This is a genomic window from Achromobacter sp. JD-1 (assembly GCF_038594925.1).
Classification (GTDB): domain Bacteria; phylum Pseudomonadota; class Gammaproteobacteria; order Burkholderiales; family Burkholderiaceae_B; genus Achromobacter; species Achromobacter spanius_C.
On record NZ_JBCGCS010000001.1, the window covers coordinates 653,681 to 676,505 of the forward strand.

The 22,825-nt window shown below is 62.8% G+C and carries 22 protein-coding genes; 8 read left to right on the plus strand and 14 right to left on the minus strand.

Features of this window, described 5'->3' with window-relative positions:
* Positions 1-9: 9 nt before the first annotated feature.
* The 11 genes from WBR68_RS03000 to fdxA form a co-directional block, all read right to left on the minus strand.
* The gene (locus tag WBR68_RS03000; RefSeq protein ID WP_127183729.1) at positions 10-1,035 is read right to left on the minus strand and encodes an ABC transporter substrate-binding protein; all 1,026 of its coding nucleotides are present in this window, start codon (positions 1,033-1,035) and stop codon (positions 10-12) included.
* A 107-nt stretch (positions 1,036-1,142) separates the two neighbouring features.
* On the minus strand, positions 1,143-2,126 hold the full coding sequence (locus tag WBR68_RS03005; RefSeq protein WP_050447609.1) for a branched-chain amino acid ABC transporter permease: 984 nt from the start codon (positions 2,124-2,126) through the stop codon (positions 1,143-1,145).
* Positions 2,123-3,010, minus strand: a complete 888-nt coding sequence (locus WBR68_RS03010; protein WP_050447610.1) for a branched-chain amino acid ABC transporter permease — start codon at positions 3,008-3,010, stop codon at positions 2,123-2,125. Before WBR68_RS03010 ends, WBR68_RS03005 begins: the two co-directional genes overlap by 4 nt.
* 97 nt (positions 3,011-3,107) lie before the next feature.
* Positions 3,108-4,322 (minus strand): ABC transporter substrate-binding protein, encoded by a 1,215-nt coding sequence (locus tag WBR68_RS03015; protein ID WP_050447611.1) that lies wholly within the window; start codon positions 4,320-4,322, stop codon positions 3,108-3,110.
* A gap of 61 nt (positions 4,323-4,383) precedes the next feature.
* Positions 4,384-5,094, minus strand: a complete 711-nt coding sequence (locus WBR68_RS03020; RefSeq protein ID WP_013392192.1) for an ABC transporter ATP-binding protein — start codon at positions 5,092-5,094, stop codon at positions 4,384-4,386.
* Positions 5,091-5,864 carry an ABC transporter ATP-binding protein gene (locus WBR68_RS03025; RefSeq protein WP_050447612.1) on the minus strand — a complete coding sequence of 258 codons (774 nt, stop codon included), beginning with the start codon at positions 5,862-5,864 and terminating at the stop codon, positions 5,091-5,093. The genes WBR68_RS03020 and WBR68_RS03025 overlap by 4 nt, the downstream gene beginning before the upstream one ends.
* Before the next feature lie 478 nt (positions 5,865-6,342).
* Positions 6,343-6,978 carry an endonuclease III gene (gene nth, locus WBR68_RS03030; protein WP_127183730.1) on the minus strand — a complete coding sequence of 212 codons (636 nt, stop codon included), beginning with the start codon at positions 6,976-6,978 and terminating at the stop codon, positions 6,343-6,345.
* Positions 6,975-7,790 carry an electron transport complex subunit RsxB gene (gene rsxB / locus WBR68_RS03035; protein ID WP_342490490.1) on the minus strand — a complete coding sequence of 272 codons (816 nt, stop codon included), beginning with the start codon at positions 7,788-7,790 and terminating at the stop codon, positions 6,975-6,977. The genes nth and rsxB overlap by 4 nt, the downstream gene beginning before the upstream one ends.
* A gap of 94 nt (positions 7,791-7,884) precedes the next feature.
* Positions 7,885-9,111, minus strand: a complete 1,227-nt coding sequence (locus WBR68_RS03040; RefSeq protein ID WP_050447614.1) for a polyhydroxyalkanoate depolymerase — start codon at positions 9,109-9,111, stop codon at positions 7,885-7,887.
* Positions 9,112-9,322: 211 nt separating this feature from the next.
* Complete coding sequence (locus WBR68_RS03045; RefSeq protein WP_050447615.1) at positions 9,323-10,123, minus strand: ferredoxin--NADP reductase; 801 nt, start codon at positions 10,121-10,123, stop codon at positions 9,323-9,325.
* Between the two features lie 49 nt (positions 10,124-10,172).
* Complete coding sequence (fdxA, locus tag WBR68_RS03050) at positions 10,173-10,496, minus strand: ferredoxin FdxA (protein WP_013392198.1); 324 nt, start codon at positions 10,494-10,496, stop codon at positions 10,173-10,175.
* Between the two features lie 156 nt (positions 10,497-10,652).
* Here fdxA and pncB point away from each other — a divergent pair, with 156 nt between their 5' ends.
* Both pncB and WBR68_RS03060 read left to right on the plus strand, forming a co-directional pair.
* A complete protein-coding gene (gene pncB, locus WBR68_RS03055; protein WP_230693479.1) occupies positions 10,653-11,828 on the plus strand; it encodes a nicotinate phosphoribosyltransferase in 1,176 nt (391 codons plus the stop codon).
* Positions 11,829-11,898: 70 nt separating this feature from the next.
* Positions 11,899-12,249, plus strand: coding sequence for a RidA family protein (locus WBR68_RS03060; RefSeq protein ID WP_006218017.1), 351 nt, complete (start codon positions 11,899-11,901; stop codon positions 12,247-12,249).
* Between the two features lie 106 nt (positions 12,250-12,355).
* Here WBR68_RS03060 and WBR68_RS03065 read toward each other — a convergent pair whose 3' ends face one another.
* A complete protein-coding gene (locus WBR68_RS03065) occupies positions 12,356-12,865 on the minus strand; it encodes an NAD(P)H-dependent oxidoreductase (RefSeq protein ID WP_230693480.1) in 510 nt (169 codons plus the stop codon).
* Positions 12,862-13,695 (minus strand): M90 family metallopeptidase, encoded by an 834-nt coding sequence (locus WBR68_RS03070; RefSeq protein ID WP_230693481.1) that lies wholly within the window; start codon positions 13,693-13,695, stop codon positions 12,862-12,864. The genes WBR68_RS03065 and WBR68_RS03070 overlap by 4 nt, the downstream gene beginning before the upstream one ends.
* A gap of 104 nt (positions 13,696-13,799) precedes the next feature.
* On the opposite strand from WBR68_RS03070, the gene WBR68_RS03075 reads away from it, so the two are divergent.
* Positions 13,800-16,124 carry a RelA/SpoT family protein gene (locus WBR68_RS03075; RefSeq protein ID WP_127183734.1) on the plus strand — a complete coding sequence of 775 codons (2,325 nt, stop codon included), beginning with the start codon at positions 13,800-13,802 and terminating at the stop codon, positions 16,122-16,124.
* A 66-nt stretch (positions 16,125-16,190) separates the two neighbouring features.
* Here WBR68_RS03075 and WBR68_RS03080 read toward each other — a convergent pair whose 3' ends face one another.
* Positions 16,191-17,504 carry an MFS transporter gene (locus tag WBR68_RS03080; RefSeq protein ID WP_083447413.1) on the minus strand — a complete coding sequence of 438 codons (1,314 nt, stop codon included), beginning with the start codon at positions 17,502-17,504 and terminating at the stop codon, positions 16,191-16,193.
* 135 nt (positions 17,505-17,639) lie between these two features.
* Between WBR68_RS03080 and argE the strand changes: the two genes are divergently transcribed.
* From argE to WBR68_RS03105, 5 genes are all read left to right on the plus strand, one after another.
* Positions 17,640-18,788 (plus strand): acetylornithine deacetylase, encoded by a 1,149-nt coding sequence (gene argE, locus WBR68_RS03085; RefSeq protein WP_230693482.1) that lies wholly within the window; start codon positions 17,640-17,642, stop codon positions 18,786-18,788.
* A 127-nt stretch (positions 18,789-18,915) separates the two neighbouring features.
* Positions 18,916-20,115, plus strand: a complete 1,200-nt coding sequence (gene trpB / locus WBR68_RS03090; protein ID WP_230693483.1) for a tryptophan synthase subunit beta — start codon at positions 18,916-18,918, stop codon at positions 20,113-20,115.
* Positions 20,116-20,119: 4 nt separating this feature from the next.
* Positions 20,120-20,983, plus strand: coding sequence for a tryptophan synthase subunit alpha (gene trpA, locus WBR68_RS03095; RefSeq protein WP_230693484.1), 864 nt, complete (start codon positions 20,120-20,122; stop codon positions 20,981-20,983).
* A gap of 36 nt (positions 20,984-21,019) precedes the next feature.
* Positions 21,020-21,895, plus strand: a complete 876-nt coding sequence (accD, locus tag WBR68_RS03100; protein WP_046802586.1) for an acetyl-CoA carboxylase, carboxyltransferase subunit beta — start codon at positions 21,020-21,022, stop codon at positions 21,893-21,895.
* Between the two features lie 270 nt (positions 21,896-22,165).
* Positions 22,166-22,714 carry an acyloxyacyl hydrolase gene (locus WBR68_RS03105; protein WP_050447621.1) on the plus strand — a complete coding sequence of 183 codons (549 nt, stop codon included), beginning with the start codon at positions 22,166-22,168 and terminating at the stop codon, positions 22,712-22,714.
* Positions 22,715-22,825: the final 111 nt, after the last annotated feature.

Sequence of the window (22,825 nt, forward strand, 5' to 3'; positions counted from 1 at the left end):
TTGGAAAATCTACTCCTTTTGCAGCGCCGCCTGCACGCGGTCCGCCACGTCCGCGGGCATCCATTGCCGCCAGACCTGGCCGTACTGCTTCAGGAAATAGCGCGCCGCGTCTTCGGGTTCCTTACCTTCGTTTTCCAGCCAGCCCAGCGTGGCGTCGATGGCGTCGTCAGGCACCGTCAGCTTGGTGAGGAATTCGGTGACCTTCGGCGCCTGCTTGGCAAACGCCGCATTGACGCCGGTGACCACGGGGTTGGGCTTGAATTCCGTGGCGACGGGGTTGGCGCACTTGGGGTCAGTCATGCAGGTGTAGGCGGTCTGGTCGAAGGCGGGGAGTTCCAGCTTCACCAGGTCCAGCGCGCCGACCAGCGAAGTGGGCGTCCAGTAATAGAAGACGATGTCGCGCTTGCGCTTGTAGGCCGACACGATGGCGGCCTTCTGCGCGGCGCCGGAGCCTGGCGCGAACAGCGAATAATCCTTGTCCAGCTTCAGCGCGCGCAGCAGATTGTCGTTCAGGGTGCCGCAGGCCCAGCCGGCTGGGCAGCCATAGATGCGGCCGCGTCCCGGGTCTTCGGGGTCGATGAATACCTCTTTGAAGCGCGTCAGGTCAGAGGCGGACTTCAAGTCGGGATGGCGCTCGGCCGTGTAGCGCGGGATATACCAGCCTTCGCCTGCGTCGTACACATGGCCCACGCCCAGCACCTTGCCGCTGGCCAGCGCCTTCTTCCAGGCGCCTTCGATCTGGCCGGGCCAGACTTCTGGCGTCACGTCCACGTCACCGCGCTGCAATGCCGCCAGCATCGGCAGCGTTTCGCCGATTTCAACGGTGGTCTTGCAACCGTAGCCGTGCTCCAGCACGTAGCGTTCGATGCCGGCCAGCACCAGGTTGGACTCCCAGTTCAGGCCGCTGAAGCGGACTGGGCGGTCGACTTCACAAGTTGGGGCGGAGGGTGGGGAGGCGGCTGCCGCGGGGGCGATAAACGCCGCGGCCAATGCAACTGCGCCAAGAACGGGGGCAAACGGATGCGGGTTGCGCATGGTCAGGCACCTGTGGAGTGGGGTGCGTTTTATTGTAAGCGTGGAAACCGGCGCCAAATGCCAACGGGGCCGCGTGATGCGACCCCGTTGAAATCGTGCGTTGTGGTTCAGGCGCGAGCGGCGCGGCGCTTGTCGATGAACGCGCCTAGCTCGCCCACGATGCCGCGCCGGAACGCCAGCACGCAGATCACGAAGATCAGGCCGATCACGATGGTGACGGATTCACCCAGGCGCAGGAACCATTCCACGCCGGTCAGGTTGGCCATCATCTGGCCGAAGTCGCCGACCTTGTTCTCCAGCAGCACCACGATGAAGGCGCCCAGAATGGGGCCGGTCAAGGTGCCCAGCCCGCCGATCAGCGTCATCAGGATGACCAGCCCGGACATCTGCCAGGTGGCGTCCGACAGGGTGGCCGATACGAACACCAGCGTCTTGGTGGCGCCTGCCAGTCCGGCCAGTGCGGCCGACAGGACAAAGGCCAGCAGCTTGAAGCGATCGACGTCATAGCCCAGCGAAATGGCGCGCGGCTCGTTTTCGCGCAGCGCTTGCAGCACCTGTCCGAACGGTGAATTCACCGTGCGCCAGATGATGAAATAGCCGATGACGAAGATGGCCATCACCAGGTAGTACAGGTTGATGTCCTTGGACAGGTCGATGAACCCGAACAGGGTGCCGCGTGGCACGCTTTGCAGGCCGTCTTCGCCGCCAGTGAAGCTGGCCTGCAGGAAGAAGAAGAAGACCATTTGCGCCAGCGCCAGCGTGATCATGGCGAAGTAGATGCCGCTGCGCCGGATGGCGATCGCGCCCATGGCCAGCCCCAAGAGCGCCGCCACGCCCACGCCGAACAGCAGGCCGATTTCGGTGGGAAAGCCCCAGACCTTCATCGCATGCCCGGCCGCGTAGGCCGCGCTGCCCAGGAAGGCCGCATGCCCGAACGACAGCAGACCGGTAAACCCCAGCAGCAAGTTGAATGCGCAGGCGAAAAGCGCGTAGCACATGATCTTCATGACGAAGATCGGGTACACCCCAAGAAAGGGAAGAGCGGCCACCACGACGGCCAGTACCGCATAGCCCAGGAATTGACGATTCATTTTTCTTTTCCGAACAGCCCGGCCGGGCGGATCAACAGAACAATGGCCATGATGATGAACACGACGGTGCTGGAGGCTTCGGGCCAGAACACCTTTGTCAGTCCTTCAATCACACCCAGGCCCAGACCAGTGACGATGGCGCCCATGATGGACCCCATGCCGCCAATCACGACCACGGCGAACACGACGATGATGAGGTTGGACCCCATCAGCGGAGAAATCTGCAGCACGGGCGCCGCCAACACGCCGGCAAAGCCCGCCAGCGCCACGCCGAAACCATAGGTCAGCGTGATCATGCGAGGTACGTTCACGCCGAAAGCCTCGACCAGGCGCGGGTTTTCGGTGCCGGCGCGCAGCAGGGCGCCCAGGCGGGTGCGTTCGATCACGAACCAGGTCGCCATGCAGACCACCACCGACGCCACCACGACCCAGCCGCGGTAGTTCGGCAGGATCATGAAGCCCAGGTTGGTCGCGCCGCGCAGCGCATCGGGTGTGGGGTAGGGTTGGCCCGACACGCCGTAGAAGCTGCGGAACAGCCCCTCGATCAGCAAGGTCAGCCCGAAGGTCATCAGCAGCCCGTAAAGGTGGTCCAGCTTGTACAGGTGCTTGAGCAAAAGCTTTTCAATGATGATGCCGAACAGCCCGACGACCAAGGGCGCCAGAATCAACATCACCCAGTAGTTCAACCCCAGGTACGACAGCCCCATCCAGGCGACGAACGCGCCCAGCATGTAGAGCGCGCCGTGCGCGAAGTTGATGACGTTCAGCAGCCCGAAGATCACGGCAAGCCCGAGCGACAGCATGGCATAGAAGGAACCGTTGACCAGGCCCAGTAATAGCTGGCCAAGCAAGGCCTGTATGGGGATGCCAAAAAGGTCAGTCATCTTGAGAAAATCCTGCGCGTACGGATGGAAGCGAGCAAATTCAAGGTGCGGCCACGGCCTGGGCCAGGCCGCACCTTGGTGTCACATGAGCCGAGAATTACTTCTTGACCAGCTTGCAGGTGGATTCGGACAACTTGGTATAGACCTCGTCGCCGGGCAGCGTCGCCACAACCTTGTAGTAGTCCCACGGGGCCTTGGATTCGGCCGGCGTCTTGACCTGCATCAGGTACATGTCGTGGACCATGCGGCCGTCTTCGCGTACGTGGCCGTTCTGGGCAAAGAAGTCATTGACCTTGTTCGACTTCATCCATTTCATGATGGTGTCGCCGTCGTCCGAGCCCGAAGCCTTGACGCCGTTCAGGTAGAACATGGCGGCGGAATAGTCACCGGCCTGCAGCATCGACGGCTTGCGGCCGACCTTGCTTTCAAACTTCTTGCTCCAGGCGCGCGAGGCGTCGTTCAGGTCCCAGTACCAGCCCGTGGTCAGGTACATGTTCTGGGTGGTCTTCAGGCCCAGCGCGTGGATGTCGTTGATGAACACCAGCAAGCCGGCCATCTTCATCGTCTGCGTCACGCCGAATTCGTTCGCGGCCTTGACGGAATTGCTGAAGTCGCCGCCCGCATTGGCCAGGCCCAGGATCTGTGCCTTGGAGGCCTGGGCCTGCAGCAGGAACGAGGAGAAGTCGGCGGTGCCCAGCGGTGCCCGTACTTCGCCCTTGATTTCACCGCCGGCGTCTTTGACGACCTTGATCGTGTCGCGTTCAAGCGCATGGCCGAACGCATAGTCAGCGGTCAGGAAGAACCAGCTCTTGCCGCCGTCTTTCACCACGGCGGAACCCGTGCCGCGCGCCAGTGCCACGGTGTCGTAGGCATAGTGCACGGTGTAGGGCGAACATTGGGCGTTGGTCAGGTCGGAAGCGCCGGCGCCGATGGCGATGAACGGCTTCTTCTTCTCGGCGGCCACGGCCGCCATGGCCAGGCTGGTGGCAGAATTCGTACCGGCGATGATGACATCGACCTTCTGTTGGTCGAACCATTCGCGGGCGCGGGACGACGCGATGTCGGCCTTGTTCTGGTGGTCGGCGGAGACGACTTCGATCTTCTTGCCGTTGATCGACCCGCCCATCTCGTCGACCGCCATGCGGATCGCGTCCAGACCGGCCTTGCCGTCGATGTCTGAATAGACACCCGACATGTCGGTGATGAAGCCGATGCGGATGACATCGTCGGAGATACCTTGCGCGTGGGCGGTTGCCCCTGCAAATCCCAGGCCCGCCATGGCCAGTGCAGCAGTGATGGTGTGCAGCTTCATGGGATGACTCCTCTTCCCTACGGTGTAGTGTTGCCGGGGTTCCGGCGGATGACAGGTTGTTTTAGACGCCCAGCAATTCGTTGAGCGTGTCCTGTTTTTCTGAAAGTTCTGCGGCTTCGAAATGCTCGACGATCTGCCCGTGCTCCATGACATAGAAGCGATCGGCCAGCGGAGCCGCGAAGCGGAAATTCTGTTCCACCATGACGATGGTGTATCCGCGCTGCTTCAGGGCCGTGATCATGCGGGCCAGCGCCTGCACGATGACGGGCGCCAGGCCTTCCGAGATTTCGTCCAATAGCAGCAGGTTGGCGCCGGTGCGCAAGATGCGCGCTACCGCCAGCATCTGCTGTTCACCGCCCGACAAGCGCGTGCCCGGAGAATTCCGGCGCTCTTGCAGGTTGGGGAACATGTCGTAGATTTCGGCCAGCGACATGCCGCCGCCCAGCGAACCGACCACGGGGGGCAGCAGCAGGTTTTCTTCGCAGGACAAGCTGGCGAAGATGCCGCGTTCTTCGGGGCAATAGCCCACGCCCAGGTGGGCAATCTTATAAGTGGGCAGGTCGATGGCTTCGGTGCCATGGATGCGCACCGAACCCTTGCGGGATCCGGTCAGACCCAGAATGGCCCGCAGCGTCGTGGTGCGGCCGGCGCCATTGCGGCCCAGCAACGTGACCACTTCGCCTTGTCCCACGCGCATATCCACGCCGTGCAGGATATGCGATTCCCCGTACCAGGCTTGCAAGCCCGAGATTTCGAGTGCCGGGGTGCTCATGCGTGCGCTCCTTGAAGTTCGCCGTCGGTGGTGCCCATATAGGCCTGCATCACGGCGGGGTGGCGCGAGACTTCGGCATACGAGCCCTCTGCCAGCACCGCGCCGCGCGACAGCACGGTGATGGTGTTGGCGATGGAGGACACGACGTTCATGTTGTGTTCCACCATCAGGATCGTGCGCCCGGCGCTGACGCGCTTGATCAACTGCGTGACGCGGTGCACGTCTTCGTGCCCCATGCCCTGCGTGGGCTCGTCAAGCAGCATCAGTTCGGGTTCCATGGCCAGCGTCGTGGCGATTTCCAGCGCGCGCTTGCGGCCATACGGCAGGTTCACCGTGGTTTCGTCCGCGAAGGCGCCCAGGTCCACTTGTTCAAGCAGCGCGCGGGCGGGCTCGTTCAACGAGGCCAGCCGCTTGTCGCTTTGCCAGAAGTGGAACGACAACCCGGTCTTGCGCTGCAGACCGATGCGCACGTTCTCAAGCACGGTCAGGTGAGGGAACACCGCCGATATCTGGAACGAACGGATGATGCCGCGCCGCGCGATCTGCGCGGGACGTTCGCCCGTAATGTCGATGCCGTTGAACTTGATGGTTCCCGACGTGGGCGATAAAAACTTGGTAAGCAGGTTGAAGCATGTCGTCTTGCCCGCGCCGTTTGGCCCGATCAATGCATGAATCTCGCCCCGCTTGATACGCAAATCGACCCCATTGACCGCGACGAATCCGCGGAACTCCTTGGTGAGGCCTTTTGTCTCCAGGATTGTGTCATCCATGTTCGCTGCACCAGCGTTGTATTTATATGGTCTCTGCCTGCCGTCATTGCGCCAAGCCCCCGCAGGGCGGAAATCCTAACGATCTTTCGTAGTTTTCCGATGAGTTGCCGGCGAGTATGCGGACGTCGCAATCAAAATTCCATGAGGGTTTTACATAGGTTTTGCAGTGCGGAAAGGGCAATTGTCGGCAGGCCGACAATACGTGCGCCGCAAGGCGGGAAAACCCTTTTTACTGAGCAATGCGTTGCAGCAAAACCGCTTTGATGTGCGTGACCCGTAGGATGGGTGCAGCGCGCGAAGCCCTACAAAAAAAACTGATGAATGCCGCGCGAAACCCATCAAGCAGCGGTGAATATTAAGAATATTCAGCCACAGCACAACGTCCATGTGATGGGTTTCGCGCGAACGAAATCAGTGTTCTTGGCGCAGGCCTTGGCGCGCTACACCCATCCTACGACTTGCACGAAGCAAGCCTAGATCACGCCACCGTCTTCTGCTTGAATTCGCACAAGTCCGAGATTCCGCATTGCGGGCATTTTGGCGTACGCGCCACACAGATGTAGCGGCCGTGCAGGATCAGCCAGTGATGCGCGTCCTGGATGTATTCGCGGGGAACGAACTTCACGAGTTTGTCTTCAACTTCCAACACGTTCTTGCCTGGCGCGATACCCGTGCGATTCGACACGCGGAAAATGTGCGTGTCCACCGCCATCGTGGGTTGGCCGAACGCCGTGTTGAGCACCACGTTGGCCGTTTTGCGGCCCACGCCGGGCAGCGATTCCAGTGCTTCACGCGTTTGCGGCACTTCGCCGCCGTGATGTTCAAGCAAGATCCGACAGGTGGCGATCGTGTTCTTGGCCTTGGTGCGATACAGCCCGATGGTCTTGATGAAATCGGACAAGCCTTCTTCGCCCAGTGCCAGCAGGGCTTCGGGCGTGCCGTACTGCGGGAAGAACTTGCGCGTAGCGATGTTGACGGACTTGTCGGTGGCTTGCGCCGACAACAGCACCGCGATCAGCAACTGAAACGGCGTGTCGTATTCCAGTTCGGTGGTGGGGTGCGGGTTTGCCGCTTGCAGGCGGGCGAAGATTTCACGGCGTTTGGCTGCGTTCATGACTGCGTGGGATTGCGGCGAGCCCGAGCACGGGCCAGCGCGGATTCAATGGCGGAGCGCTTGCGGTCTTCGCTTTGCGCGTCGTCGACTACCGGGGCGCTGGGGGCGGCGGGTGCTTCTGGCGCCATCAGACGCGCATTATCGGCGGCCAGGCGTTCAACGCGGGCCAGGTGGTTACGATGGCGCTGGCGGCTGATGCTGGCGTCCTGCGCGGTCCAGGCGCGTCCAGCGGGCACCATCTGAATACAGTCCACGGGACAGGGCGCCACGCACAGGTCGCAGCCGGTGCACCAATCGGCAAGCACGGTGTGCATGTGCTTGTTGGCGCCCACGATGGCATCCACGGGACAGGCCTGAATGCACAGCGTACAGCCGATGCAGTGCGATTCATCGATGCGAGCAACCAGCAGCGGACCCGGTTCGCCGCGCTCAAGGTCCAGCGGGAGGGCAGGCGTTTGCACCAGCGCGGCCAGCGCGGCGATGCCCTCATCGCCACCCGGCGGACAGCGGTTGATGGGTGCCGAGCCTTGCGCGATAGCCTCGGCATAAGGCCGACAGCCGTCATAGCCGCACTTGGTACATTGCGTCTGAGGCAGCAAAGCGTCAACACGGTCCGCAAGCAAACGAGAATTCATGATGTGCAACAAAAAAACGTAGGATGGGTGGAGCGCGGCACCACCAAGGCAAGAACCCAATCCCCAACGCGCGCAACCCATCAAGCAGCGCCGGCACCAAGGCAACACTAGCCACAGCACCACCACACCCAACAAATAGCTCAACGCGCGCAATCCATCAAACCACGCAGGCGCCATGGCGACTTCCGCCACAGCACCCACCCATCTGATGAATTACGCGCGCTTGAGGCCCAAGACCAGGATCAGGGGCAGGCTTCGAGCTTAGCTAAGCCTAAGCCGATTGCCGGATGAATTCGGCAATTTTAGGACAGATCATTTCGCGCCAGCGGCGGCCCGAGAAAATCCCGTAATGGCCGCAGTTAGGCGCGGTGTAGTGCGACTTGCGCTCGGCCGGGATGTTCTTGCACAGCTTGATCGCCGCGCGGGTCTGGCCCTGGCCCGAGATATCGTCCAGCTCGCCTTCAATGGTGAAGAGAGCAACCTGCTTGATATCTGCAGGACGCACGGTCTGGCCGTCGACTTCCCAGGTACCGCTGGGCAGCGCGAAGTCCTGGAACACCATGCGGATCGTGTCCAGGTAGAACTCTGCCGGCATGTCCAGCACCGCGTTGTATTCGTCGTAGAAACGGCGGTGCGCCTCGGCGTCGCTGTCGTCGCCACGCAGCAGGTCCAGGTAGAACTCGTAATGCGACTTCATGTGGCGGTCCGGGTTCATGGCCATGAACCCGGCGTGCTGCAGAAAGCCCGGATACACCTTGCGGCCGGCGCCCGGATAGCGCGGCGGCACGGGGTGGATCACCTGGCTTTCAAACCAGGAATACGGCTTGGTTGTGGCCAGGCGATTCACCTGCGTGGGCGACTGGCGCGGGTCGATGGGGCCGCCCATCATCACCATGCTGCGCGGCTGGCAGGGGTCGTTGGCGGTGGCCATCAACGACACGGCGGCCAGCACCGGCACGGTGGGCTGGCAAACCGAAATGACGTGCACGTCCGGCCCCAGGTGCCGAATGAAATCCTGCACGTAGCGGACATAGTCGTTCAGGTGGAACGGCCCCGCCGACAGGGGCACCATGCGGGCGTCGACCCAATCCGTCACGTAGACATCATGGGCGGGCAGCAAGGCGCGCACCGTGTCACGCAGCAAGGTCGCGTGGTGGCCCGAAAGCGGGGCAACCAGCAGAACCTTCGGGTCATCCTTGTTGGCGCCGCGAACGTCGCGATGAAAGTGCACCAGACGGCAAAAGGGCTTGTCCAGCGCAACGGCTTCGGTCACGTGGACCGATTTGCCGTTGATGTCGGTGGCGGGCAGATTCCAGGCGGGCTTCTGGTATTCCTTGCCGATACGGGTCATCAACTCATACCCGGCGGCCATTTGGCGGGAAATCGGGGTGTAAGCGAGGGGGCTGTAGGGGCTGGAGAACAGCTGAGAACCGGCATCCGTGAATGCAGCGAACGGAGTCAGGAAGGCGCGCTGCATTTCGTGCAATTGGTACAGCATTTGGGATATGTCCTTCTGGGTCGTGCGTGTGACCCGATTATTGCGCCGCGGACTAAAGATATATCCAATCAGCCTAAAGAAACTGCCACAAGAACCGGGAATATGTTGCTAAAAAGAGACCCGTCATCCCATTACGCACCAGTTTAGGGCGTTTTTTGACCCTGCATAGAGACTAAACGGAGGATTTATGCACTACGCCGGCCGTGCGGGGTCACCAGTAATTTTCCACCGCCAGGTTGCCGGGAATGCCCCGACGGCCAGGCTTGAATCCGCGTTCGCCCAGCAGCTTGCGGGCGTCCGCCAGCATGTCCGGATTGCCGCAAAGCATGACCTTCGCCTGCTCGGGATCCAGCGGCAGCCCGGCCAATTGCTCAAGCCTGCCATCGGCGATCAGGGTGGTCAGGCGTTCCTGCGGCATGCCGGGCAGCGCTTCGCGGGTAGCGATGGGCAGGTATACGAGCTTGTGCGGATCGGCCGCGAACAGCGGCGCCAGATCCGGTTGCTTGCCCCAGGATTCGATCTCTTCGCGGTAAGCCAGTTCCGCCTTGGTGCGCACGCCATGCACCAGGATGATGCGGCGATAGGCGCGCCACGTTGCGGGGTCGCGCAGGATGGACAGATAGGCCGACAGCCCCGTGCCGGAGGCCAGCAGCCACAGGTCGCCGCCCGGTGTGAAGCGCTCCAGGGTCAGAAACCCGTAGGGGGCTTTTTCCACGTACAGCGCGTCACCCGGTTGCAATTGCGCCATGCGCGGGCTGAACAGGCCATCGGGGACCACGATGGAATAGAACTCCAGCCCGGACTCATGCGGGGCCGACACCATCGAATACGCGCGCCAGAGCGTGGGCGGGCCGTCGGGATCATCGGCGCTTGGCAAACCGACCCGGGCAAACTGGCCCGGCAGGAACGTGTACCCGGCGTCGCGCGTCACGCGCAAGGAGAACAGCTTGTCGGGCACCCAGGTATGGACGTGGGTTACGGTCTGGCGCGTGTATTTGGAGTCGTCGGTCATCGGGGCATCGCGCGAGGCCGGCCGCCAAAGGGACGCCGGCGCTCGTGGATTATTTTTCCAGGTATTGCAGCTTGTCCTGCTTGCCGTTCCATTCGTCGGCGTCCGGCAGGGGCTTCTTGGCGCGGCTGATGCTGGCGAACTCGGGCGAGAGTTCAGCGTTCAGCGCGATGAAATTCATCTGGTCCTGGGGCACATCTTCTTCGGCGTAGATGGCATTGGCCGGGCATTCCGGGATGCAGACGGCGCAGTCGATGCATTCGTCAGGATCGATCACGAGGAAGTTCGGACCCTCACGAAAACAGTCCACCGGGCACACATCAACGCAATCGGTGTACTTGCACTTAATACAGTTTTCGGTGACAACGTGGGTCATTCAGGAACTCCGGGATCGGCGGCTTTTGTGTCTTGTTGGGCGGATTTTACCCAATGCGCGCCCGATGTGCCGGTAATACCCGTATTGACATCGTGGCCCATGGCCCTGAACCCCGTGTTCTCTATGCTATGGTGTCGCGAAACGATACGCGCAACCATGATAATCACCTCGCTGCTCGACACCGATCTGTATAAATTCAGCATGATGCAGGTGGTACTGCATCAGTTTCCCGCTGCACAGGTCGAGTACCGTTACAAGTGCCGCACCGCTGGGGCCGACCTGCGCCCCTATCTGGATGAAATCCGCGGAGAGGTGCACCAACTGTGCCAGTTGCGCTTCACCCAGGACGAACTGGATTACCTGGGCGGCTTGCGCTTCATCAAAAGTGACTTCGTCGACTTCCTCGGCTTGTTCCACCTGCCCGAGCGCTGCATCCACATCAGCGAAGGCGATGCGCCCGGTGAGATCTCGATTGAAGTGAAAGGCCCCTGGCTGCACACGATTCTGTTCGAGATCCCGGTGCTGGCCATCGTCAACGAGGTCTACTTCCGCAACACCCGCAAGAACCCCGATTGGGAAGAGGGCCGCCAACGCCTGCAGTCCAAGATGCACCTGGTGCTGGACGACCCCGCGCTGGCCGATTTCCGCGTGGCCGAATATGGTACGCGCCGCCGCTTCTCGAAGGTCTGGCACCAGGAAGTGGTGTCCACCATGAAGGCTCAGATGGGCGAGCACTTCGCTGGCACCAGCAATGTGTTGCTGGCCAAGCAGCATGAAGTGCTGCCGTTGGGCACGATGGGCCACGAATACCTGCAAGCCTGCCAGGCGTTGGGCCCGCGCCTGCGCGATTCGCAGGTGTTCGCGCTGGAAGTCTGGGCGAAGGAATACCGTGGCGACCTGGGCATTGCCCTGTCGGACGTCTACGGCATGGACGCCTTCCTGCGCGACTTCGACATGTATTTCTGCAAGCTCTTCGACGGCGCCCGCCATGATTCCGGCGACCCCTTCGTCTGGGGCGAACGCCTGCTTGAGCACTACCGCAAGAACCGCGTGGACCCGCGCGCCAAGACGCTGGTGTTCTCGGATTCGTTGACGTTCCCGCGCGCCATCGAGCTGGCGCGCCAGTTCGCCGGGCGCTGCAAGGTGTCGTTCGGCATTGGCACCAACCTGACCAACGACCTGGGCCACGAGCCGCTGCAGATCGTCATGAAAATGGTCCGCTGCAACGGGCAACCGGTGGCCAAGGTGTCCGACGCGCCTGAAAAGACCATGTGCGACGATCCCGCCTACCTGGCGTACTTGCGTCAGGTGTTCCAGCTACCGCCCGCCTGAGGGCGGCTCGGGGTACAGTGCTGGCTTCCTTGTTTTGATCCACCCACCACTTGAATCTAGGGGAATATTCATGAGCAGCATCAAGCGCTTCCACGTCGCCAAGCGCCTGTCGGACATGGCCGTGTACAACGGTGTCGCGTACCTGGCAGGCCAGGTGCCGGACGACGCCAAGCTGGACATCACCGGCCAGACCGAGCAAGTGCTCGCCACGATCGACCGCCTGCTGGCCGAAGCCGGCACCGACAAGACCAAGATCCTGATGGCCCAGATCTACGTGGCCAACATCAAGGAATTCGACGGCATGAACAAGGCCTGGGACGCTTGGGTCGCTGACGGCAATTCGCCTCCGCGCGCCACCGTCGAAGCCCGTTTGGCCAATCCCGACTTCAAGGTCGAGATCATCGTGACGGCCGCGATCTAAGCGAACCCCGCTCGCTTGCGAAAAGCCCTTCGGCATGCCGAAGGGCTTTTTCTTGCGCGCTCACGATGGGGGACCCCCGGTCCGACGCGCCGTCAGCCGCCCCAGGTCAGCCACCCATCAACACCGTCGCCGCCAACAGCCCGCCCAGTTCCTCGCACCGATCCAGATCCGCCTGGGGCACCACCTTCTCGGCCCAGATCTGTTCGGCCGTTTGCGCGCCCAGGTTGACGATCAAGGCGGGCGCTACGGCCTTCAGCCGCCAGCCGGTGCAAATCCGCTCAAGCTGCCGCGCCGCTCCCGTGCCATCGCTGCCAGCGCTGATGGCGCAGGCGTAAGGCAGCCCCTGGATACGATCCAGCACGGCGTAGTAATTGCGGTCGAAAAACTCTTTCATCTCCCCGCTCAGGCTGGCCAGGTTTTCCGGCGCGCAGAACAGATAGCCCTGGCTGGCCAGCAGGGCGTCGGCCTCGACGTCGGCCGCGCGTCGCAGCACGACGCGCAATTCGTCGGCCTGCTCCAGTTGGGCCGCGGCCGCTGCCGCGCCCCGGACGGCGGCTTCGGCCATTTGCCGCGCGGCGCCCGTGCGTGAATGCCAGACGATCAGCAGTTGCTTCATGCGTAGCGTTCCAAGGTGTCTTGCCGGTAGTACGCCCGCAGCAGTGCATGCCATTCGGGCAAGGCCTGCTGCATGGGGGCGGGGTCCACAAAAAAGTGTTCGGAGCTGACGGCGAAGAATTCCGCTTCGTCCGTGGCGGCATACGGATCCAGCGGTAGTTGGCCGTACCAGGCGTCCGCGTCTTCGCTTTCGGGGTCCACGTCGTGCGGGATGGCGGCTTCGACGGCATCCAGGGCGGCAATGAAGCGGTCCAGGCTGTCGTCCAAAACGCGGCGCCACACCTGCGGCTTCAGGTCGGGGTGGGCGGCCAGCGACGGCATGCCGTCCGCCATGCCCGAACGCAGGTCCAGCTTGTGGGCGAATTCATGGATGATCACGTTGAAGCCGCCCTCGGACAACTGCGTGTCTTCCCAGGACAGCACCAGCGGGCCGCCTTCCCAGGCCTCGCCCGCCGCGTCCTCGATGAATTCGTGGACCACGCCGTCATCGTCCTGCCGGGTGCGCGGAATGCGGAAGCTGGCGGGGTACACGATGATCTCGTCCCAGCCTTCGTACAGCTCGGGTGACAGGTTCAGGATGGGCAGGCTGGCCTGGGCCGCGATCGACAGACGCATGAAGTCCGAGACCTCAAGGCCCTGCGCGCCGTTGATGGTTTTGCTGGCCAGCAGCCAGGCCGACCGCGCCAGCAATTGCGCGGTTTCGTCGGCGTTCAACGCCGCCAGGAAAGGATGGGCATCCAGCACCTGCCGCCAGAGTTGGGGCGAGATGCGGGCTTGCATCTCGGCCACTGCCGACGGGCGGGCGCCCCGGCCCTTGAGCCAGCGCAACATAAGCTTTGGTTCCTTCTATATGCCGGAATTGGCGAGGGATTCTGCGTAACCAAACGCTAGTGTAGAGTGTCGGGATATCAACCTACCCACGCATGACGCCTGTGATGTCCGTCCCGCCTGTTATAGACGCGCCTTCGCCTTTTGACGCTTCCTGGCGGCAGGAGGTAGGCGCGGGTCTGGACGCTGATGGCGTTGCCTTGATCGACCAGGCCGTTGTCTGGGCCATCCCACGCTTTGAAGGGCAGCACGCCCTGACTGGCGAGCCGCTGGCAAGCCATGGCGCCGGCGTCGTTCGCATCTTGGCGGCCTTGCATACCGACGCCGCCACACGGGCCGCCGCGCTGCTGGCAGCCTTGCCCACCGACTTGATGGCGCCCGCACCGGCCTTGCGCAACGACCCGATCGCCACGGCTTTCGGCGCGGAAGTCGCGCGGCTGGTGCAAGGCACGCGCGCCTTGCTGCGCTTGGGCGTGGTGGCCCGACAGGCCAGCGATGCCGAAGCCGAAACCGGCTCGCAAAAGGAAATGCAGCGCAAGATGCTGCTTGCCATGGCGGCCGACCTGCGCATCGTGCTGATGCGGCTGGCGTCCCGCCTGCGCACCTTACGCTGGCACGCGGAAAGCAAGGCCCCGTGCTCGACCGACTTCGCGCGCGAAACGCTGGACCTGTATGCCCCGCTGGCAAACCGCCTGGGCATCTGGCAGATCAAATGGGAAATGGAAGACCTGTCTTTCCGCTTCCTGGAGCCTGACCGCTACAAGCAGATCGCCCGCTTGCTGGAAGAAAAGCGGGTTGAGCGCGAGGCTTTCATCGCCGGCGCCATCGACCGCCTGCAAACGGCGCTGACCAAGGCCGGCATCGATGCCGAAGTCAGCGGCCGGCCCAAGCATATCTACAGCATCTGGAACAAAATGCGCGTCAAGCGCCTGGATTTTTCCCAGATGTATGACCTGCGCGCGCTGCGTGTCATCGTTGACGACGTGCGCGCCTGCTACACGGCGTTGGGGCTGGTGCACGAGATGTGGACACCGCTGTCCGACGAGTTCGACGATTACATTTCCCGGCCCAAGCCCAACGGCTACCGTTCGCTGCATACCGTGGTGACGGACGATGACGGCCGCCCGTTCGAAGTGCAGATCCGAACGCGCGAGATGCACCAGTTCGCCGAGTACGGCATGGCGGCGCATTGGCGCTACAAGGAAGCGGGCGCCAAGGGCGGGCAGGTTGCCGCGTCCAGTGAGTACGACCGCCAGTTGGCGTGGATGAGGCAGTTGCTGGCCTGGAACAGCGATGTTGAAGGCGGGAGCGAGCCGGAGCAAGAGGCGGGCAAATCCGAACCCGGCAAGGCCGACGCAGGCCGATCCGACACTGGCAAGGCCGCATCCGGCAAGCCAGCGTCCAGCAAGAACCGTAACGCGATCAAGCCGCCCGCGCACACGGACGAACGCATCTACGTGCTGACGCCGCAGGCGCGCGTGATCGAGCTTCCTGCCGGCGCCACGCCGGTGGACTTCGCGTATCACCTGCATACCGACCTGGGGCACCGCTGCCGGGGCGCTCGTGTCGATGGGCAGATGGTGCCGTTGCAAACGCATCTGTCCACCGGGCAGACCGTGGAAATCATCTCGGCCAAGTCGGGCGGGCCGTCGCGGGATTGGCTGAATCCCCAATTGGGGTTCCTGGCCAGCCCGCGCGCGCGCGCCAAGGTGCGGATGTGGTTCAACGCTATCGAGTTGCAGCAGCGCATCACGCAAGGGCAGGCGCTGGTGGAAAAAGAACTGCAACGCCTGGGCAAGACCGCGATCAACCTTGAACAGTTGGCGCAGAATCTGGGGTTTGCCCGCGCCGATGACTTATACGTGGCGGCGGCCAAGGAAGAGTTCAGCCTGCGCCAGATCGACAGCGTATTCCAGCAGCCGGCGCCGGTCACCGAACCGCAACCCGCCGCTCTGCGCCACGCCAGCGCCGGCAGCGCAGAGAAAAGCGGCAAGAGCGGCGTGCTGGTGGTGGGCGTGGGGTCCTTGCTGACGCAGTTGGCGCGCTGCTGCCGTCCCGCGCCGCCCGATGCCATCGCCGGCTTTGTCACCCGTGGCCGTGGCGTGTCTATCCACCGTAGCGATTGCCACAGCTATCTGGCGCTGGCCGCGCGCGAGCCCGAACGGGTCATCGACGTGGCTTGGGGGGAAACGTCAGACACCTTTTATCCGGTAGACATCAGCGTGCGCGCGCACGACCGCCCCGGCCTGTTGCGCGACCTGTCCGAAGTGTTTGCGCGCTTGCGCCTGAACGTGGTGGGCGTGAACACGCAAAGCAAGCAGTCGCTGGCCCATATGGTGTTCACGGTGGAAGTGCGCGGGGGCGAATCGCTGACCCGGGCGCTGGATGCGCTGGCCGAAGTGGCGGGCGTGTCCTCGGCGTCGCGCCGATAGGGCTTACTTATTAAGCCGGTTCCCCTGGGCCGAGCGGCCGCAGGGGACAGGGTTTGGTGCCCGGGTTTAGTGGTCCAGATTGTCATGCGCGCGATCGCGCATGAAGAACGAGGCAATCAGGCCCAGCGCCACACCGAACATAACGTAGTAGGCGGGGGCCATCGGCGAGCCGGTGGTCTTGATCAGCCACGTCACGATGAATTGCGCGAAGCCGCCGAAGATCATCACGGCCACGTTGTAGGCCAGGGACAGGCCCACGGACCGCACGCGCGCCGGGAACAATTCCGCCATCACCGTGCTGAATACGCCGAAGAAGGCCGACACGAAGAAGCAGACCACGATCTGCACCGTCAGCAGGCGGCCGATCGACGGCGCATCCGACAGCCAGTAATACAGCGGGTACAGCACGATCAGGTAGCCGATCAGCGAACCGATCACCAACGGACGGCGGCCGACACGGTCGGACCACGCGCCCATGAACGGCGTCATCAGCACCATCAGCGCCGCGCCCGCCATCTGCACCATGAAGGTTTCCTTCATCGGCAGCTTCAGGATCTGCGTGGAATACGTCACCAGGTACGTGAACGTGATGTAGATGGACACTGTGGCCGTCACCACCAGGCCCACGCCTATCATCGTTTCGCGGGTGTGACTCTTGATCATCTGAACCAGGCTCAGGCGCTGCACCTCACCGCGCGCGGCGGCCTGGCGGTCTTCTTCCTGCATCTGCTTGAAGACTTCGGTTTCGTCGATGTTGCGGCGGATATAGATCGCGATGGGAACAATTACGAGGCCAAGAGCGAACGGCAGGCGCCAGGCCCAGTCGGCGATCTGTTCTTGCGTGAAGAACTCGGTGATCAACGTGCCGCAGGCCGCGCCGATCAGCAAGGCCAGCATCTGGCCCGCCATCTGCCACGACCCGTAGAAGCCGCGCTTGCCGTTGGGCGCCATTTCAATCAGCAGCGCCGTGGACGTGCCGAATTCGCCACCCGCAGAAAAGCCCTGCAACAGGCGCGCGATCAAGATGAAGATGGGGGCCAGGATGCCGGCCGCGTGGTAGGTGGGGGCCACCGTGATCAGCGCGATGGACACGGCCATCAGCGACGTCACCATCACCATGGCCGCCTTGCGCCCCTTTTTGTCGCCGTACAGGCCCAGGATGATGCCGCCCACCGGGCGCATGAAAAAGCCGACGCCGAAGATGGCCGTCGTCATCAGGATGGCGTTGAGCTCGCTGCCGGGCAGGGTGGGGTCGGTGGGGAAGAACAGCTTCGCGATGATCGGCGTCATGAACGCGAACACCAGGAAGTCATACCATTCGAGGGCGTTGCCTATGACTGCGGCCACGATGTTGCGTGTGGGGACTGCTTTGTGCTGCACGGTTTCTCCTAGTGGGGCTGGCTTCAATTCGGGCGACATTCTAGGCGCTTAACGCGTGAACAGTGCCGGACGCCGTTCGAGACGAACGCGCTTCCTGGCTTTACACTCCTGTTTTTTCCCCCAAAGAGAAGTGACATGAACGCGCGCACCTGGCTGGAAACGCTGGTGGGTTTCGATACCACCAGCCGCAATTCCAATCTTGCCCTGATCGAAACCGTTCGCGATTGGCTCAAGGGCCAGGGCGTTGATGCATGGCTCTCGCACAATCCCGAGCGCACCAAGGCCAACCTGTTCGCTACCCTGCCGGGGCAAGACGGCGAGCAAGGCGGCATCGTGTTGTCGGGCCACACCGATGTGGTGCCCGTGGACGGCCAGGACTGGAGCACGGACCCTTTCAAGCTCGTTGAAAAAGACGGGCTTCTTTATGGCCGTGGCGCCTGCGACATGAAGGGCTTTATTGCCGGTTCGTTGGCGCTGGTGCCGGAATTCCTGGCCATGCCGCGCAAGAAGCCGATCCATCTGGCGTTCTCTTACGACGAAGAAGTGGGCTGCGCCGGCGCGCCGTACATGCTGGCCGACCTGCTGGAACGCGGCGTGCGGCCCGAAGGTTGCGTGGTGGGTGAGCCCACCGGCATGCAGGTAGTGGTGGCGCACAAGGGCATCAACCTGTTCCGCTGCAAGATGCATGGCAAGGCGGCGCACTCGTCGCTGACCCCGCGCGGCTGCAACGCCATTGAATACGCCGCCCGCCTGATCTGCCGCATCCGCGACCTGGCCGACAGCTTCAAGGCCAACGGCCCGTATGACCAGTTCTACGACGTGCCGTTTTCCACGATGACCACCAACCAGATCCGTGGCGGCATTGCGGTCAACACCATCCCCGAGCTCTGTGAATTCACCTATGAATTCCGCAACCTGCCGGGCATGCAACCCGACCAGATCCAGGCAGAAGTCGAAAAATACGTGCGCGATGAGCTGTTGCCGCGCATGAAGGCCGAATTCGACGGCGCCACCATCGAAATCGAAACGGGCGCGGCCGCCCCGGCGCTGGAAGCATCGGAAGAAGCCGCCATCACGCAACTGGTGCGCGCGCTGACCGAAGACCGCAGCACCCGCAAGGTGGCCTACGGCACCGAAGCCGGCTTGTTCCAGGGCATCGGCATTCCCACGGTGGTCTGCGGCCCCGGCCATATCGAACAGGCCCACAAGCCTGATGAGTTTGTGGCGATGGATCAGATGGCGTCGTGCGAGACCTTCCTGCGCCGCCTGGGTCAGTCGCTCTAAGTGTTTGCCGGGCCAGGCCGGGGACGGGTTGTCCGGCCCCGGCTTGGTCCGGGTCAGGTAAAATGACGGGTTGCAAACCGGATTTGCGGCCGGCAGTGGCTTGCTGTGATACCGGGGGAGATGCTTGGTGAAACCTTACGACTTTCCGGATGCCAAGGGCCATTTTGGTCCCTATGGTGGTGTTTTCGTGGCGGAAACGCTGATGCACGCGCTCGACGAGCTGCGGGCAGCCTACGACCATTACCGTGTCGATCCCGCCTTCCAGGAAGAGTTCAACTACGAACTCAAGCACTTTGTCGGCCGGCCCAGCCCGGTCTACTACGCCCGCCGCTGGTCGGAAATGCTGGGCGGCGCGCAGATCTGGTTCAAGCGCGAAGACCTGAACCACACCGGCGCGCACAAGGTCAATAACTGCATCGGCCAGGCTCTATTGGCCAAGCGCATGGGCAAGCCCCGCGTCATCGCCGAAACCGGCGCCGGTCAGCACGGCGTGGCCACCGCCACGGTGGCGGCCCGCTACGGCATGGAATGCGTGGTCTACATGGGCAGCGAAGACATCCGCCGCCAAGCGTCCAACGTCTACCGCATGAAGTTGCTGGGCGCCACGGTCGTACCCGTCACGTCCGGTTCGCGCACCCTGAAAGACGCGCTGAACGAAGCCATGCGCGACTGGGTCACCAACATCGAAAACACGTTCTACATCATCGGCACGGTGGCGGGTCCCGATCCCTATCCGCGCATGGTGCGTGATTTTCAAACCGTCATCGGCAACGAATGCCTGACGCAAATGCCCGAAGCCATTGGTCGCCAGCCCGACTACGTCGTGGCGGCGGTGGGCGGCGGCTCCAACGCCATGGGCATCTTCCACCCCTACCTTCCCTACGAAAACGTGCGCCTGATCGGCGTCGAAGCCGCGGGTGAGGGCATGGATAGCGGCAAGCACGCCGCATCGCTGGCGGCGGGCCAGGTGGGCGTGCTGCACGGCAACCGCACCTACGTCATGCAGAACGCCGACGGCCAGGTGCAAGAAACCCATTCCGTCTCGGCAGGCCTGGACTATCCCGGCGTCGGTCCCGAACACGCCTGGCTGAAGGATTCCGGCCGCGCGGAATACGTGGGGATCACCGACGATGAAGCCCTGAAGGCCTTCCACGACTGCTGCCGCATCGAAGGCATCATGCCGGCGCTGGAGTCGTCGCACGCCATCGCTCAAGCCGTGAAGATGGCTGCCACGCTGCCGCGTGAGGCTGTCATCCTGGTCAATTTGTCGGGCCGCGGCGACAAAGACATGCATACCGTCGCCGAACGTGCCGGTATCGAACTCTAACAACATGACAACTCGCATTGATCGTATCGCTGCGGCCTTCGCCCGCACCGCCGAATCCGGCCGTGCCGCGGCGCTGATTCCCTACATCGCGGCTGGCGACCCCTCGCCCGCCGCCACGGTGGCCGTGATGCACGCGCTGGTCGAAGCCGGCGCCGACATCATCGAACTCGGCGTACCGTTCTCCGACCCCATGGCCGATGGCCCCGTGATCCAGCGCGCGGCCGACCGCGCCATTGCCCAAGGCGTGGGCCTGGCCCGCGTGTTGGAACTGGTGGCCGAATTCCGTCAGCGCGATACTGAAACGCCGGTGGTGTTGATGGGCTACGCCAACCCGATTGAGCGCATGGGGCAGTCTGAATTCGCCGCCAACGCCGAACGCGCGGGCGTGGATGGTGTGCTGGTTGTGGACTATCCGCCCGAAGAGGTCATCGAGTTCGCCTCGACGCTGGGCGCGCATGGCATTGCCCCGATCTTCCTTTTGGCCCCCACCTCGACCGAGGAGCGGATCAAGGCGGTGGCGCAAGTGGCGCGCGGCTATGTGTATTACGTGTCGCTCAAGGGCGTTACGGGTGCAGGCTCCTTGAATACCGAAGACGTCGCCGAGCGCGTGGCCGTCATCCGTCGGCACATGGGCAGCATTCCAGTGGGCGTGGGCTTTGGCATCCGTGATGCCGAAAGTGCCCAGCGCGTGGCGCGCGTGGCCGATGCGGTGGTCATCGGAAGCAAGCTGATTGAAACGATGGAGCAGGCGGTGGCTGACGCCCCGGCTGCCCAGCAAACCAACGCCGCAGTCACCGCCGCCAGCGGCTGGCTGCGCACCATCCGGCACGCGCTGGACCAAGTAAAACGAGATGGCGCGTCGGCCTGAGCGGCCGGGCGCGACCTCTAACGGGATGAAAAAACAATGAGCTGGATCGAAAAACTCCTGCCTCCTCGCATCAATAAAACCAGCGACAGCGGCGCTCGCCGCGTCCCGGAAGGCCTGTGGGTGAAATGCCCGTCTTGCGAATCGGTGCTGTACAGCGAAGACTTGGCGGCCAACCTGCACGTGTGCCCCAAGTGCGACCACCACATGCGTATTGGCGCTCGCGCTCGTATCGACTCGTTGCTGGATATGGAAGGCCGAGTTGAAATTGGCCAGAACACGCGGTCCGTGGATTCGCTGAAGTTCAAGGACACGCGCAAGTATCCCGAGCGTCTGCAAGAGGCCGTCAAGCAAACCGGGGAATCCGACGCGCTGGTGGTCATGAGCGGTTCGATTCGCGGCGTGCCGGCTACCTTGGCCTGCTTTGAATTCGAATTTATGGGCGGTTCCATGGGCTCGGTGGTGGGCGAGCGCTTCGCGCGTGGCGCCCAGGCCGCCCTGGACAACAAAACCCCGTTCATCTGCGTGGCCGCTTCGGGCGGTGCGCGCATGCAGGAAAGCCTGTTGTCGCTGATGCAGATGGCCAAGACGAACGCCATGCTGACCCGCTTGTCGGCGGCTGGCCTGCCGTTCATCAGCGTGCTGACCGACCCCACCATGGGCGGCGTGTCGGCCAGTTTCGCCTTCATGGGCGACGTGGTCATTGCCGAACCCAAGGCGCTGATCGGCTTTGCCGGCCCCCGCGTGATCGAGCAGACCGTGCGCGAGAAACTGCCCGAGGGTTTCCAGCGTTCGGAGTTCCTGCTGCAAAAGGGCGCGATCGATATGGTGGTGGACCGCCGCCAACTGCGCGAAGAAATCGCGCGTCTGCTGGCCTTGCTGACCAATCAACCGGCGGATGTCGTAACGGCCTGATCCACTGGGCGGGGTTCGGGGCTTCAGGCTTGCCTGGCCCAAACGAAACAGAAGAATGCCGTCGTCTGCGGAGCTTGCGACGGCATTTTCGTTCAGCTTGGCGGTGGGTTTGTGACGCGGCCTAGCGGATCTCGTATCGATTGTGACGGTGGTTTTCGGAACAGTGTTTTCCACCCCGTTTATGTTGCCTTATTGCGACACGGCTCAAGCCATCTGGCCCGTATTTTGCTATGTTGCCGGTTAGTCCCAGATATCTACGGAGTTACCTTCATGCTGTCTACCAAAAAGAAACTGCTCACACGCCTTGTCGGTTTGGCACTGGCTGGCGCGGCCACGATGGCCACCGCCCAATCCTCGGAAGGCACCCAGGGAGGCGTGAGCCTGCATTACGGCATCGGTGACCATTACCAGCGCCTGACGCTGAACTATGAAACCCCATCGGTGTGGACGTACCATTTCGGCGGTAATTGGGGCCGGCTGGATCTCACGCCCGAACTTGGCGTCTCGTACTGGCAGGCTGATGGCTCGCGCTCGCCGGGGCATGTCTGGCAACTGAACGCCATCCCGATGTTCCGTTGGTGGACGGGCGAACGCTTCTACCTGGAAGCCGGTATTGGCGCCACGGTTTTCTCCAGCACGCGCTTTGCCGATGAAAACATCAGCACCGCCTTCCAATTCGGTGACCACGTCGGTTTGGGCTTCCTGGTGACGCCGAACAACCGGATTGGCTTGCGTTATTCGCACTTCTCTAACGCCAGCATCAAGCGCCCCAATCCGGGTCTGGACGTGGTCCAACTGACCTACACGTATCAGTTCTGAACCTGCGCTGGGCAGAAGGTAAAAACCCTCGTCGTGAACTGACCCCCAGAAGTTGGACGGTCAACTAAAGCCCGAAGGCCTGAGCTCGGTATTGCACCGGGCTCAGGCCTT